The following is a 13,048-nucleotide window of genomic DNA, read 5'->3' as shown; positions in this document are numbered from 1 at the left end:
CCCGTGACCGTAACCCTCATCATCTGGGCCGTCGTCGTGCTCGTCGCGATCGGCCTGTACCTCAGCTGGACCGCCGGACGCCTCGACCGGCTGCACACCCGTATCGACGCGGCCCGGGCAGCCCTCGACGCGCAACTGCTGCGCCGCGCCTCGGTCACCCAGGAGCTCGCCACCTCCGGCGTCCTCGACCCCGCCGCGTCGATCGTGCTGTACGAGGCCGCGCACGCCGCCCGGCAGTCGCCCGCGGACCACCGCGAGGTCGCCGAGAGCGAGTTGAGCGCCGCCCTGCGCGCGGTGTTCGGCGAGAGCGCGCAGGTGGAGGCGGTGCGGGAAATCCCCGGCGGTGAGGAGGCGGCGTCCGAGCTGGCGGCCGCGGTGCGGCGGGTGCCGATGGCGCGCAGGTTCCACAACGACGCGGTCCGGGCGGCGCGGGCGCTGCGGCGCCACCGCACGGTGCGCTGGTTCCGGCTGGCGGGGCACGCGCCGTTCCCGCTGGCGTTCGAGATGGACGACGAGCCGCCGGTGGCCCTGGCGGACCGCCCGGGCAGCTAGGGCCTGTCCGGCGGACAGTGGCCCCTCCCCAAACGCGGGGGTGCGGGCCAAAACGATCCACCGGCCTCTCATTGGCCCTTGCTGTGGACTGGTGCCGGGGAGTTTGCTCGGGAGTGCGTCATTCGGCGCTCCCGCATTCGCTCCCCCCAGTGAGGTCATCCGTGTCCACGCTTCCCAGCACCCCGCACTCCGCCGACACCCCGGCCACCGGCACCGCCCGCGTCAAGCGCGGCATGGCCGAGCAGCTCAAGGGCGGCGTGATCATGGACGTCGTCAACGCCGAGCAGGCGAAGATCGCCGAGGACGCGGGCGCCGTGGCCGTCATGGCCCTGGAGCGGGTGCCGGCCGACATCCGCAAGGACGGCGGCGTGGCCCGGATGTCCGACCCGAACATGATCGAGGAGATCATCGAGTCGGTGTCCATCCCGGTGATGGCCAAGTCCCGCATCGGACACTTCGTCGAGGCGCAGGTCCTGCAGTCCCTCGGCGTCGACTACATCGACGAGTCCGAGGTCCTGACCCCGGCCGACGAGGTCAACCACAGCGACAAGTTCGCCTTCACCACCCCGTTCGTCTGCGGCGCCACCAATCTGGGCGAGGCGCTGCGCCGTATCGCCGAGGGCGCGGCCATGATCCGCTCCAAGGGCGAGGCCGGCACCGGCAACGTCGTCGAGGCCGTCCGCCACCTGCGCCAGATCAAGAACGAGATCGCCCGGCTGCGCGGCTACGACAACAACGAGCTGTACGCCGCCGCCAAGGAGCTGCGCGCCCCCTACGAGCTGGTCAAGGAGGTCGCCGAGCTGGGCAAGCTGCCCGTCGTGCTGTTCTCCGCGGGCGGCGTCGCGACCCCGGCCGACGCGGCGCTGATGCGCCAGCTCGGCGCCGAGGGCGTCTTCGTCGGCTCCGGCATCTTCAAGTCCGGCGACCCGGCCAAGCGCGCCGCCGCCATCGTGAAGGCCACCACCTTCTACGACGACCCGAAGATCATCGCGGACGCCTCCCGGAACCTGGGCGAGGCCATGGTCGGCATCAACTGCGACACGCTGCCCGAGACCGAGCGCTACGCCAACCGCGGCTGGTAGTCACCGATGAGCGACACCCCTGTGATCGGAGTCCTGGCCCTCCAGGGCGACGTACGGGAACACCTGATCGCCCTGGCCTCGGCGGACGCCCTGGCCAGGCCGGTCCGGCGTCCCGAGGAACTGGCCGAGGTCGACGGGCTGGTCCTGCCCGGCGGCGAGTCCACCACGATGTCCAAACTGGCCGCCCTGTTCGGCCTGCTGGAGCCCCTGCGCGAGCGGATCGCGGCCGGGATGCCGGTCTACGGCACCTGCGCCGGGATGATCCTGCTCGCCGACAGGATCCTCGACCCCCGCTCGGGCCAGGAGACGCTCGGCGGCATCGACATGATCGTGCGCCGTAACGCTTTCGGGCGGCAGAACGAGTCCTTCGAGGCGTCCGTCGAGGTCGCCGGAATCGACGGCGGACCCGTGGAGGGCGTCTTCATCCGGGCCCCCTGGGTCGAGTCCGTGGGCGCCGGGGCGAAGGTCGTCGCGGAGCACGGCGGACACATCGTGGCCGTACGGCAGCAAAACGCCCTCGCCACGTCATTCCACCCGGAACTGACCGGAGACCACCGCCTCCACGCGTACTTCACCGAGATGGTGCGCGCGGCCGGGTGACTCGATCCCGGTAGGATCTCTCGGGTTCGTACGGAATTTGGTGACGCGAAGGAGAAGGCAGATGTCCGGCCACTCTAAATGGGCTACGACGAAGCACAAGAAGGCCGTGATTGACGCCAAGCGCGGCAAGCTCTTCGCGAAGCTGATCAAGAACATCGAGGTCGCGGCCCGCACCGGTGGTGTGGACCCCGAGGGCAACCCGACCCTCGTGGACGCGATCCAGAAGGCGAAGAAGAGTTCGGTCCCGAACAAGAACATCGACTCCGCGGTCAAGCGCGGTGGCGGTCTCGAAGCGGGCGGCGTCGACTACCAGACGATCATGTACGAGGGTTACGGGCCCAACGGTGTCGCGGTGCTCATCGAGTGCCTCACCGACAACCGCAACCGTGCCGCGTCCGACGTACGGGTCGCCATGACGCGCAACGGCGGCTCGATGGCCGACCCGGGTTCCGTCTCGTACCTCTTCAACCGCAAGGGCGTGGTCATCGTCCCCAAGGGCGAGCTGACCGAGGACGACGTGCTCGGTGCCGTCCTGGACGCGGGCGCCGAGGAGGTCAACGACCTCGGTGACACGTACGAGGTCGTCAGCGAGGCCACCGACATGGTCGCGGTCCGCACCGCGCTCCAGCAGGCGGGCATCGACTACGACTCGGCCGAGGCCAACTTCCTGCCCACCATGCAGGTCGACCTCGACGAGGAGGGCGCCCGCAAGATCTTCAAGCTGATCGACGCGCTGGAGGACAGCGACGACGTGCAGAACGTCTTCGCCAACTTCGACGTCAGCGACGAGGTCATGGCGCAGGTCGACGCCTGAGCCGCGTCTGACACAGCCGTTGTGGACGGGCCGGCGGGGGGACACACCCCGTCGGCCCGCCGCGTTGTCGGTGCCGACCGATAGCCTGCTGGAACAGTTGACCGATCGGCAGGGAGGGGCGGACCGTGCGGGTACTCGGCGTGGACCCGGGACTGACCAGGTGCGGGGTCGGCGTCGTCGAAGGCGTCGCGGGGCGGCCCCTGACCATGCGCGGCGTGGGTGTCGTGCGCACCCCGGCCGACGCGGAGCTCGGTGACCGGCTCGTGGCGATCGAGCGCGGCATCGAGGAATGGCTCGACGAGCACCGCCCCGACTGCGTCGCCGTGGAACGGGTCTTCGCCCAGCACAACGTGCGTACGGTGATGGGCACCGCCCAGGCCAGCGCCGTCGCCATGCTCTGCGCGGCCAGGCGCGGCCTCCCGGTCGCCCTGCACACCCCCAGCGAGGTCAAGGCCGCCGTCTCCGGCAGCGGACGCGCCGACAAGGCACAGGTGGGAGCCATGGTGACCCGGCTGCTGCGACTGGACGCCCCGCCGAAACCGGCCGACGCCGCCGACGCCCTGGCGCTCGCCATCTGCCACATCTGGCGCGCCCCCGGCCTCAACCGCCTCCAGCAGGCGCACGCGGCCGCCGCCCGCACCCCCCGCGTCCCGCGCACCGCAGCCGTTCCCGTCCGGAAGGTCCCCCGATGATCGCCTTCGTCAGCGGCCCCGTCGCCGCGCTCGCCCCGACCACGGCCGTCATCGAGGTCGGCGGCATCGGCATGGCCGTCCAGTGCGCACCGGGCACCCTGGCCTCCCTGCGCATCGGCCAGGAGGCCAGGCTCGCCACCTCCCTCGTCGTCCGCGAGGACTCGCTGACCCTCTACGGCTTCGCCGACGACGACGAACGGCAGATCTTCGAACTGCTGCAGACCGCGAGCGGCGTCGGACCCCGGCTCGCCCAGGCCATGCTCGCCACGCATACCCCGGACGCCCTGCGCCTCGCCGTCGCCACCGGTGACGAGAAGGCCCTCACCGCCGTCTCCGGCATCGGCAAGAAGGGCGCCCAGAAGCTCCTGCTGGAACTGAAGGACCGGCTCGGCGACCCGGTCGGCGCCCACGCCCCCGGCCAGGGCATCGGCGCCGCCGTCTCCTCCTCCTGGCGCGACCAGCTCCAGGCCGCCCTCATCGGCCTCGGCTACGCCACCCGCGAGGCGGACGAGGCGGTCGCCGCCGTCGCACCGCAGGCCGAGGAAGCCCTCGCCGCCGGCGCGACGCCGCCCGTGCCGCAGCTGCTGCGCGCCGCCCTGCAGACCCTCAACCGGGCGCGCTGAGCGGCGCGGGCCACCCTTCTCCGCCCGGCCGGCCACCCCCGGCCGGGCACCGATACATCCGAGGCGGACAGACGAGATGAACTGGGACGACACCGAAGCCGGCACGGACGACCGGCTCGACGAGCGGCTGGTCGACGCCGGCGCGGACGGCGACGACACCGCGGTCGAGGCGGCGCTGCGCCCCAAGGACCTCGACGAGTTCGTCGGCCAGGAGAAGGTGCGCGAACAGCTCGACCTCGTCCTCAAGGCCGCCCGCGCCCGCGGTGCCACCGCCGACCACGTGCTGCTCTCCGGCGCGCCCGGCCTCGGCAAGACCACCCTCTCCATGATCATCGCGGCGGAGATGAACGCCCCGATCCGGATCACCTCAGGACCCGCCATCCAGCACGCGGGCGACCTCGCGGCGATCCTCTCCTCGCTCCAGGAGGGCGAGGTGCTGTTCCTGGACGAGATCCACCGCATGTCCCGGCCCGCCGAGGAGATGCTGTACATGGCCATGGAGGACTTCCGGGTCGACGTCATCGTCGGCAAGGGCCCCGGCGCCACCGCCATCCCGCTGGAGCTGCCCCCCTTCACCCTCGTCGGCGCCACCACCAGGGCCGGCCTCCTGCCGCCCCCGCTGCGCGACCGCTTCGGCTTCACCGGGCACATGGAGTTCTACGCCCCCGCCGAACTGGAACGGGTGATCCACCGCTCCGCCCGCCTGCTCGACGTCGAACTGGACGCCGACGGCGCCGCCGAGATCGCCGGACGCTCCCGGGGCACGCCCCGTATCGCCAACCGGCTGCTGCGGCGCGTGCGGGACTACGCCCAGGTCAAGGCCGACGGCCGGATCGACCGGGAGATCGCCGCGGCGGCCCTCAGGGTGTACGAGGTCGACGCCCGCGGCCTGGACCGGCTGGACCGGGCGGTGCTGGGCGCGCTGCTGAAGCTGTTCGGCGGCGGCCCGGTCGGCCTGTCCACGCTCGCGGTCGCCGTGGGGGAGGAGCGCGAGACCGTCGAGGAGGTCGCCGAGCCCTTCCTCGTACGGGAAGGACTGCTGGCCAGGACGCCGCGCGGGCGGGTCGCCACACCCGCGGCGTGGGCCCATCTCGGAATGGTGCCGCCGCAGCACGGCGTAACGGGACAACAGGGCCTGTTCGGGGCGTGATGCGTCACAGGTTGACCGGAAGCGGAACCACGGTGCCATGCTGGGCGTTGTTCCATCGATGCGGACTCGCTTAGACTCCGCCGATGCCGCCCTTAAAGGGTCGGTGTGCCCACCCCCGTAGACCAGGCCGCTTTCCAGTGCGGTCGTGCGAAGGAAACTCGTCCCGTGAATCCCGTGACTCTCCTCCCCTTCATCGTGCTCATCGGGGCCATGTTCCTGATGACGCGGTCCGCCAAGAAGAAGCAGGCGGCGGCTGCGGCCATGCGCAATGACATGCAGCCCGGCACCGGCGTCCGGACGATCGGGGGCATGTACGCCACCGTCAAGGAGCTTCACGACGACACGGTCCTCCTCGAGGTCGCTCCCGGCGTCCACGCCATCTACGCCAAGAACGCCATCGGCGCCGTCCTGGACGACGCGGAGTACAACCGCATCGTTCACGGCGACACCCCGGAGCTCGACGTCGACGGCGCGGTCGTTCCCGACGACGCCTCCTCGCTGACCGAGCTCGACGCCACCGACGACGCCAAGACCGACCTGGTCAAGAAGACCGACGCGGACGAGGGCGACGAGGTCAAGGCCGAGGACGAGAAGAAGTCCGACGGCAAGGCCGACGGCGAGACCGACGCGAAGTAGCACACACGACGCGGGGAGGCCGTGAGCCGACAGGCACCCGGCCGGCCCCGGTCCGTGCGCTCCTTCGCGGGGGCGGGCCCCCACTAAACTTCGTGGCCGCTCGGGCGCACACCCGGCGCGGGGCGGTTGGACAGGGAGAAACGACAAGGTGGCAGCACCGAAGAAGGGCCGGGGCGCGGCCGGCGGTCAGGGGAAGCCAGGGCGTTCCCTGACGCTGATCCTGATCGTCATGGCCGCCCTCACGGGCGGGATGTTCCTGGCCAAGCAGCCGACGCCGCGACTCGGCATCGACCTGGCGGGCGGTACCTCCATCACGCTGGAGGCCAAGGCCGAGCCGGGCCAGGAAAAGGCGATCAACAAGACCAACATGGACACCGCGGTCGAGATCATGGAGCGCCGCGTCAACGGTCTTGGCGTCTCCGAGGCCGAGGTCCAGACCCAGGGCACGCGCAACATCATCGTCAACATCCCCAAGGGCACGGACTCCGCCCAGGCCCGGGCGCAGGTCGGTACCACGGCCAAGCTGTACTTCCGGCCGGTGCTGACCGTCACCCAGGGCGCACCCACCCCCCAGCCCAGCGCCTCGCCCTCCGGCAAGGCCAGCGGCTCCCCCTCGCCGAAGGCGTCCGCCTCCGAGAAGGCGACGGACGGCGACAAGGCCGCCAGCCCCTCCTCGAAGCCGTCCGCGTCCGCCACCACCCAGGGCCGCGCGGTCACCGGCGCCCTGAAGGCCGACTCCTCACCGTCGCCGAAGGCCAGCGAGTCCGCGTCCGCCGAGGACCAGGCCGCCGCCGCGAAGCTCCAGAAGCAGTTCGAGGAGCTCGACTGCTCCAACGACGCGTCGCGCGCCAAGGCCGCCCAGGGCAGCAAGGCCGGCGACACGGTCGTCGCCTGCGGCCAGGACGACGGCCTGAAGTACGTGCTCGGCCCGGCCGAGGTCTCCGGCACCGAGGTCGACAGCGCCAAGGCCGCCTTCGACCAGCAGCGCGGCATGTGGCTCGTCCAGATGGAGTTCACCGGCAAGGGCTCCAAGCAGTTCCAGACGATCACCAAGAAGCTCTCCACGCAGCAGGAGCCGCAGAACCAGTTCGCCATCGCGCTGGACGGCGAGGTCGTCTCCGCCCCCCGCGTCAGCGAGCAGCTGAGCGGTAGCGCCGAGATCTCCGGCAGCTTCACCCAGGACACCGCCGAGGCCCTGGCCAACCAGCTCTCCTACGGTGCGCTCCCCCTCTCCTTCAAGGAGCAGAGCGTCACCACCGTCACCGCCGCGCTCGGCGGCGAGCAGCTGCGGGCCGGCCTCATCGCCGGCGCCATCGGCCTCGCCCTCGTGGTCATCTACCTGGTGGCCTACTACCGCGGTCTGGCGTTCATCGCCCTGCTCAGCCTCCTGGTCTCCGGCATCCTCAGCTACACGATCATGTCGCTGCTCGGCCCGGCCATCGGCTTCGCGCTGAACCTGCCGGCCGTCTGCGGTGCCATCGTGGCCATCGGTATCACCGCAGACTCGTTCATCGTGTACTTCGAACGCATCCGGGACGAGATCCGCGAGGGCCGCACGCTGCGGCCCGCCGTGGAACGCGGCTGGCCGCGCGCCCGGCGCACCATCCTGGTCTCCGACTTCGTGTCGTTCCTCGCCGCGGCCGTGCTGTTCGTCGTGACCGTCGGCAAGGTCCAGGGCTTCGCGTTCACGCTGGGTCTCACCACCCTGCTCGACGTCGTCGTGGTGTTCTTCTTCACCAAGCCGCTCATGACGATCATGGCCCGCAAGAAGTTCTTCGCCAGCGGTCACCCGTGGTCCGGTCTCGACCCGAAGCGCCTGGGCGCCAAGCCGCCGCTGCGCCGCTCCCGCCGTACCAACGCCCCCACCGAACCGAAGGAGGCGTGAGATGTCGCGACTCGGGAATCTCGGCGCCCGTCTCTACCGAGGCGAGGTCGGCTACGACTTCATCGGCAAGCGCAGGATCTGGTACGGCGTCTCGGTCCTGATCACCATCACGGCCATCGTCGGCCTGGCGGTCAGCGGCCTGAACATGGGCATCGAGTTCAAGGGCGGTGCCGTCTTCACCACCCCGAAGACGAGCGTGTCCGTCGACCACGCCGAGGACGTGGCGTCGGAGGCCTCGGGCCACCAGGCCATCGTCCAGAAGCTCGGCAACGGCGGTCTGCGCATCCAGATCACCGAGGTCGACACCGCGAAGTCGGACCAGATCAAGGACAAGCTCTCCGACGAGCTGTCCGTCCCGTCGGAGAAGATCGCCGCCGACCTGGTCGGCCCCAGCTGGGGCGAGCAGATCGCGAACAAGGCCTGGACGGGCCTCGGTGTCTTCATGGTCCTGGTCGTGATCTACCTGGCCATCGCCTTCGAGTGGCGGATGGCCATCGCGGCCCTGGTCGCGCTGATCCACGACATCACCATCACGGTCGGCGTCTACGCCCTGGTCGGCTTCGAGGTCACCCCGGGCACCGTGATCGGTCTGCTGACCATCCTCGGTTACTCCCTCTACGACACGGTCGTCGTCTTCGACAGCCTCAAGGAGGGCACGAAGGGGATCACCAAGCAGACCCGGTGGACGTACAGCGACGTCGCCAACCGCTCCATCAACGGCACGCTGGTCCGTTCGATCAACACCACCGTCGTCGCGCTGCTGCCGGTCGCCGGTCTGCTGTTCATCGGCGGCGGTGTCCTCGGCGCCGGCATGCTGAACGACATCTCGCTCGCCCTCTTCGTCGGCCTCGCGGCCGGTGCGTACTCCTCGATCTTCATCGCCACCCCGCTGGTCGCCGACCTCAAGGAGGGTGAGCCGCAGATGAAGGCCCTGAAGAAGCGGGTCCTCGCCAAGCGCGCGGCCGCGTCCGCCAAGGGCGAGGCCACCGAGGCGGAGCAGGACGACGAGGACGTGACCGACGCGGAGGACGCCGCGCCCGCCGGTGCGGTCGTCGGCCAGCGCCAGCAGCCCCCCAGGGGCCACGGCCGGACCTCGGGGAAGCGTCGATGACCAGCACCGCCGAGAGCACGAGGGAGCTCCTGCTCAGCCGCATCCGTGACGTGGCGGACTACCCGAAGCCGGGCGTGATGTTCAAGGACATCACCCCGCTGCTCGCGGACCCGGTCGCGTTCACGGCCCTCACCGACACCCTCGCGGAGCTGTGCCTGCGGCACGGCGCCACGAAGATCGTCGGCCTGGAGGCCCGCGGCTTCATCCTGGCCGCCCCCGTCGCGGTCCGGGCCGGCCTCGGCTTCGTACCCGTGCGCAAGGCCGGGAAGCTGCCGGGAGCCACGCTCAGCCAGGCGTACGAGCTGGAGTACGGCACCGCGGAGATCGAGGTCCACGCGGAGGACCTGTCGGCAGAGGACCGCGTCATGGTCATCGACGACGTCCTGGCCACCGGCGGCACCGCCGACGCCTCCCTGGAGCTCATCCGCCGGGCCGGCGCCCAGGTCGCCGGGGTCGCCGTCCTCATGGAGCTGGGCTTCCTGGACGGCCGGGCCCGGCTGGCCGACGGCCTGCTCGGGGCACCGCTGGAGGCCCTGATCACGGTCTGAGGACCTCCCGCACCACCACCGAGGGGCACCCGGGAACATCCGGGTGCCCCTCGGCGTTGTGAGGGCTCTCACGGTCCCCGGGGGAGGACCGGCCGTCGGGTCGTTACGATGGCCCTTCCGGGTGTGTCCGGATCCGCACGAGGAGCGCTCTTGCCAGACGAGGCCCAGCCAGTCGCCGCCCCGCAGCCCGACAAGCCCGAGGCGGCCCCCGTCACGCCCGCGACGCAGCAGCCCGCGGAGAAGCCGAAGCCCCCGGCACCCCAGCCCGGTACGGGCCCGGCGTCCGCCGAGGCGGGCGGCCCCGCACCCGCTTCGCCCGCCCAGCCGGCCGCGCCCGCCCCGACCGCGCCCAAGCCGCCGGCCAAGCCCGCGGCCGGGTCCCCGGCACCGACCGGTCCGGCGTCCCGGTCCGGCGGCTCCTCCAACCGCGTCCGGGCCCGCCTCGCCCGCCTCGGCGTCCAGCGCTCCAGCCCGTACAACCCGGTCCTCGAACCGCTGCTGCGCATCGTCCGCGGCAACGACGCCAAGACCGAGACCTCCACGCTGCGCCAGATCGAACGGGCCTACCAGGTCGCGGAGCGCTGGCACCGCGGCCAGAAGCGCAAGAGCGGCGACCCGTACATCACGCACCCGCTCGCCGTGACGACGATCCTCGCCGAGCTGGGTATGGATCCGGCCACCCTGATGGCGGGCCTGCTGCACGACACCGTCGAGGACACCGAGTACGGCCTGGACACCCTGCGCCGCGACTTCGGCGACCAGGTCGCCCTGCTCGTCGACGGCGTCACCAAGCTCGACAAGGTCAAGTTCGGCGAGGCCGCGCAGGCCGAGACCGTGCGCAAGATGGTCGTCGCCATGGCCAAGGACCCGCGCGTCCTGGTCATCAAGCTCGCCGACCGGCTGCACAACATGCGCACCATGCGGTACCTCAAGCGGGAGAAGCAGGAGAAGAAGGCCCGCGAGACGCTGGAGATCTACGCCCCGCTCGCCCACCGCCTGGGCATGAACACCATCAAGTGGGAGCTGGAGGACCTCGCCTTCGCGATCCTCTACCCCAAGATGTACGACGAGATCGTGCGGCTGGTGGCCGAGCGCGCGCCCAAGCGCGACGAATACCTCGCCATCGTCACCGACGAGGTCCAGGCCGACCTGCGCGCCGCCCGCATCAAGGCCACCGTCACCGGACGCCCGAAGCACTACTACAGCGTCTACCAGAAGATGATCGTGCGGGGCCGGGACTTCGCCGAGATCTACGACCTGGTGGGCATCCGGGTCCTCGTCGACACCGTCCGCGACTGCTACGCGGCGCTCGGCACCGTCCACGCGCGATGGAACCCGGTCCCCGGCCGGTTCAAGGACTACATCGCGATGCCCAAGTTCAACATGTACCAGTCGCTGCACACCACGGTGATCGGTCCCAGCGGCAAGCCCGTCGAGCTCCAGATCCGTACGTTCGACATGCACCGCCGCGCCGAGTACGGCATCGCCGCGCACTGGAAGTACAAGCAGGAGGCCGTCGCGGGAGCCTCCAAGGTCCGCACCGACGTCCCCAAGAACACCGGCCGGGGCCAGGACACGGTCAACGACATGGCGTGGCTGCGCCAGCTCCTGGACTGGCAGAAGGAGACCGAGGACCCCAGCGAGTTCCTGGAGTCGCTGCGCTTCGACCTCTCGCGCAACGAGGTCTTCGTCTTCACGCCCAAGGGCGACGTGATAGCGCTGCCGGCCGGGGCGACCCCGGTGGACTTCGCGTACGCCGTCCACACGGAGGTCGGCCACCGGACGATAGGAGCACGGGTCAACGGGCGGCTCGTACCGCTGGAGTCGACGCTCGACAACGGCGACCTGGTGGAGGTCTTCACCTCCAAGGCGGCCGGTGCCGGGCCCTCCCGCGACTGGCTGGGCTTCGTCAAGTCGCCCCGGGCCCGCAACAAGATCCGCGCCTGGTTCTCCAAGGAGCGCCGCGACGAGGCGATCGAGCAGGGCAAGGACGCCATCGCGCGGGCCATGCGCAAGCAGAACCTGCCGATCCAGCGCATCCTGACCGGCGACTCGCTGGTCACCCTCGCGCACGAGATGCGCTACCCCGACATCTCGTCCCTGTACGCCGCGATCGGCGAGGGCCACGTCGCCGCCGCGGGCGTCGTGCAGAAGCTGGTCCAGGCCCTCGGCGGCGAGGACGCGGCCAACGAGGACCTGGAGGAGAGCACCCCGCCCTCCCGCAGCCGCAACAAGCGCCGCTCCAACGCCGACCCCGGGGTCGTCGTCAAGGGCGTCGACGACGTGTGGGTCAAGCTCGCCCGCTGTTGTACGCCCGTGCCCGGCGACCCCATCATCGGCTTCGTCACCCGGGGCAGCGGCGTCTCCGTGCACCGCGCCGACTGCGTGAACGTCGACTCGCTCTCGCAGCAGCCGGAACGGATCCTGGAGGTCGAGTGGGCGCCCACGCAGTCCTCGGTCTTCCTCGTGGCCATCCAGGTCGAGGCCCTGGACCGCTCCCGGCTGCTGTCGGACGTCACCCGGGTGCTGTCCGACCAGCACGTCAACATCCTGTCCGCCGCCGTGCAGACCTCACGCGACCGGGTGGCCACCTCGCGCTTCACGTTCGAGATGGGCGACCCCAAGCACCTGGGCCACGTCCTGAAGGCGGTGCGGGGCGTGGAGGGCGTGTACGACGTCTACCGGGTGACCTCCGCCCGCAGGCCGTAGGAGAAGGCCCTACGCGTCGACCTCGTACTGGCCGTACTCCAGGAAGTAGCGCATCTCCTCGGGCGTGCCCTGGATGGCCTCGATGACGGCGGCGCGCATCGCGTCGCTGATGTCCGGCTCGCCGAGCATGCGGAAGAGGGCGACGCTGTCGTCCTCGGCCTGGGCGAGGCGGTAGCCCGTCTCCAGCCACTGGCGGGTCTCGGCCGGGTCGTCGTCGTCGAGGAGCGCGTTGATCTCCTTGATGACGCGCTTGCCGGAGTCCGGGTCGCCGAGGATGCGGAAGAGGGCGACGCGGTCGTCCATCGCCTGCGCCGCGGCGTAGCCGGTCTTCAGCCACTCGCGCATCTGTGCCACGTCATGGCTGTCGAGGAGCGCGTTGATCTCCTTGGTGACGGCCTTGCCGGAGTCCGGGTCGCCGAGGATCCGGAAGAGGGCGACACGGACGTCGTCGTCGGACATCTCGTCCACCGGGACGTCGGGGCTCCAGACCGCCGGCGCGGCGGCGACGGCGGTGGTCGGGGACGCGGTCCCGGCGGCGAAGGCCGGGCCGGACAGCAGGAGGGCGGGGGCCATGGCGGCGGCCGCCGCGATCAGGACGACGCGGGACGATCTCATCGAAAGAACCTGCCTCAACTACGGGAACGTA

The 13,048-nt window shown here is 70.9% G+C and carries 13 protein-coding genes; 12 read left to right on the top strand and 1 reads right to left on the bottom strand.

What is annotated here, in order from left to right; all coding sequences use genetic code 11:
- Positions 1 to 3: 3 nt before the first annotated feature.
- The 12 genes from OG242_RS04245 (at position 4) to OG242_RS04190 (ending at position 12,402) form a co-directional block, all read left to right on the top strand.
- Positions 4 to 552, top strand: a complete 549-nt coding sequence (locus tag OG242_RS04245) for a hypothetical protein (protein WP_405896861.1) — start codon at positions 4 to 6, stop codon at positions 550 to 552.
- Between the two features lie 161 nt (positions 553 to 713).
- The gene (gene pdxS, locus OG242_RS04240; RefSeq protein ID WP_405896860.1) at positions 714 to 1,634 is read left to right on the top strand and encodes a pyridoxal 5'-phosphate synthase lyase subunit PdxS; all 921 of its coding nucleotides are present in this window, start codon (positions 714 to 716) and stop codon (positions 1,632 to 1,634) included.
- A gap of 6 nt (positions 1,635 to 1,640) precedes the next feature.
- Entirely contained in the window at positions 1,641 to 2,234 is a 594-nt protein-coding gene (gene pdxT / locus OG242_RS04235) for a pyridoxal 5'-phosphate synthase glutaminase subunit PdxT (protein ID WP_405896859.1), read from the top strand.
- A gap of 61 nt (positions 2,235 to 2,295) precedes the next feature.
- Positions 2,296 to 3,048 carry a YebC/PmpR family DNA-binding transcriptional regulator gene (locus tag OG242_RS04230; protein WP_405896858.1) on the top strand — a complete coding sequence of 251 codons (753 nt, stop codon included), beginning with the start codon at positions 2,296 to 2,298 and terminating at the stop codon, positions 3,046 to 3,048.
- Between the two features lie 125 nt (positions 3,049 to 3,173).
- Positions 3,174 to 3,740, top strand: coding sequence for a crossover junction endodeoxyribonuclease RuvC (gene ruvC / locus OG242_RS04225; protein ID WP_405896857.1), 567 nt, complete (start codon positions 3,174 to 3,176; stop codon positions 3,738 to 3,740).
- Positions 3,737 to 4,363 carry a Holliday junction branch migration protein RuvA gene (ruvA, locus tag OG242_RS04220; RefSeq protein ID WP_405896856.1) on the top strand — a complete coding sequence of 209 codons (627 nt, stop codon included), beginning with the start codon at positions 3,737 to 3,739 and terminating at the stop codon, positions 4,361 to 4,363. Before ruvC ends, ruvA begins: the two co-directional genes overlap by 4 nt.
- Positions 4,364 to 4,439: 76 nt before the next feature.
- The gene (gene ruvB / locus OG242_RS04215; RefSeq protein ID WP_405896855.1) at positions 4,440 to 5,513 is read left to right on the top strand and encodes a Holliday junction branch migration DNA helicase RuvB; all 1,074 of its coding nucleotides are present in this window, start codon (positions 4,440 to 4,442) and stop codon (positions 5,511 to 5,513) included.
- Positions 5,514 to 5,678: 165 nt separating this feature from the next.
- Positions 5,679 to 6,149: a preprotein translocase subunit YajC gene (yajC, locus tag OG242_RS04210; RefSeq protein WP_405896854.1), complete on the top strand. Its 471-nt coding sequence runs from the start codon at positions 5,679 to 5,681 to the stop codon at positions 6,147 to 6,149.
- Between the two features lie 148 nt (positions 6,150 to 6,297).
- Positions 6,298 to 8,034: a protein translocase subunit SecD gene (secD, locus tag OG242_RS04205; RefSeq protein ID WP_405896853.1), complete on the top strand. Its 1,737-nt coding sequence runs from the start codon at positions 6,298 to 6,300 to the stop codon at positions 8,032 to 8,034.
- A 1-nt stretch (position 8,035) separates the two neighbouring features.
- A complete protein-coding gene (gene secF, locus OG242_RS04200; protein ID WP_405896852.1) occupies positions 8,036 to 9,145 on the top strand; it encodes a protein translocase subunit SecF in 1,110 nt (369 codons plus the stop codon).
- Entirely contained in the window at positions 9,142 to 9,693 is a 552-nt protein-coding gene (locus OG242_RS04195; RefSeq protein ID WP_405896851.1) for an adenine phosphoribosyltransferase, read from the top strand. Before secF ends, OG242_RS04195 begins: the two co-directional genes overlap by 4 nt.
- A gap of 150 nt (positions 9,694 to 9,843) precedes the next feature.
- Positions 9,844 to 12,402 carry a RelA/SpoT family protein gene (locus OG242_RS04190; protein WP_405896850.1) on the top strand — a complete coding sequence of 853 codons (2,559 nt, stop codon included), beginning with the start codon at positions 9,844 to 9,846 and terminating at the stop codon, positions 12,400 to 12,402.
- Between the two features lie 9 nt (positions 12,403 to 12,411).
- Here the strand turns inward: OG242_RS04190 and OG242_RS04185 are convergent, their stop codons facing one another.
- On the bottom strand, positions 12,412 to 13,017 hold the full coding sequence (locus tag OG242_RS04185; RefSeq protein WP_405896849.1) for a hypothetical protein: 606 nt from the start codon (positions 13,015 to 13,017) through the stop codon (positions 12,412 to 12,414).
- Positions 13,018 to 13,048 lie beyond the last annotated feature (31 nt).

The organism is Streptomyces sp. NBC_00727 (assembly GCF_045161745.1).
Classification (GTDB): Bacteria; Actinomycetota; Actinomycetes; order Streptomycetales; family Streptomycetaceae; genus Streptomyces.
The sequence above is the reverse complement of the archived record's forward strand: the minus strand, read 5'-3'. Positions and strand labels throughout refer to the sequence as shown.

What these genes read in the sequence shown, in the direction of transcription:
- pdxT (WP_405896859.1), top strand. Translation starts at nt 1,641, where the DNA reads ATGAGCGACACCCCTGTGATCGGAGTCCTGGCCCTCCAGGGCGACGTA.
- OG242_RS04230 (WP_405896858.1), top strand. Translation starts at nt 2,296, where the DNA reads ATGTCCGGCCACTCTAAATGGGCTACGACGAAGCACAAGAAGGCCGTG.
- ruvA (WP_405896856.1), top strand. Translation starts at nt 3,737, where the DNA reads ATGATCGCCTTCGTCAGCGGCCCCGTCGCCGCGCTCGCCCCGACCACG.
- ruvB (WP_405896855.1), top strand. Translation starts at nt 4,440, where the DNA reads ATGAACTGGGACGACACCGAAGCCGGCACGGACGACCGGCTCGACGAG.
- secF (WP_405896852.1), top strand. Translation starts at nt 8,036, where the DNA reads ATGTCGCGACTCGGGAATCTCGGCGCCCGTCTCTACCGAGGCGAGGTC.
- OG242_RS04195 (WP_405896851.1), top strand. Translation starts at nt 9,142, where the DNA reads ATGACCAGCACCGCCGAGAGCACGAGGGAGCTCCTGCTCAGCCGCATC.
- OG242_RS04185 (WP_405896849.1), bottom strand. Translation starts at nt 13,017, where the DNA reads ATGAGATCGTCCCGCGTCGTCCTGATCGCGGCGGCCGCCGCCATGGCC.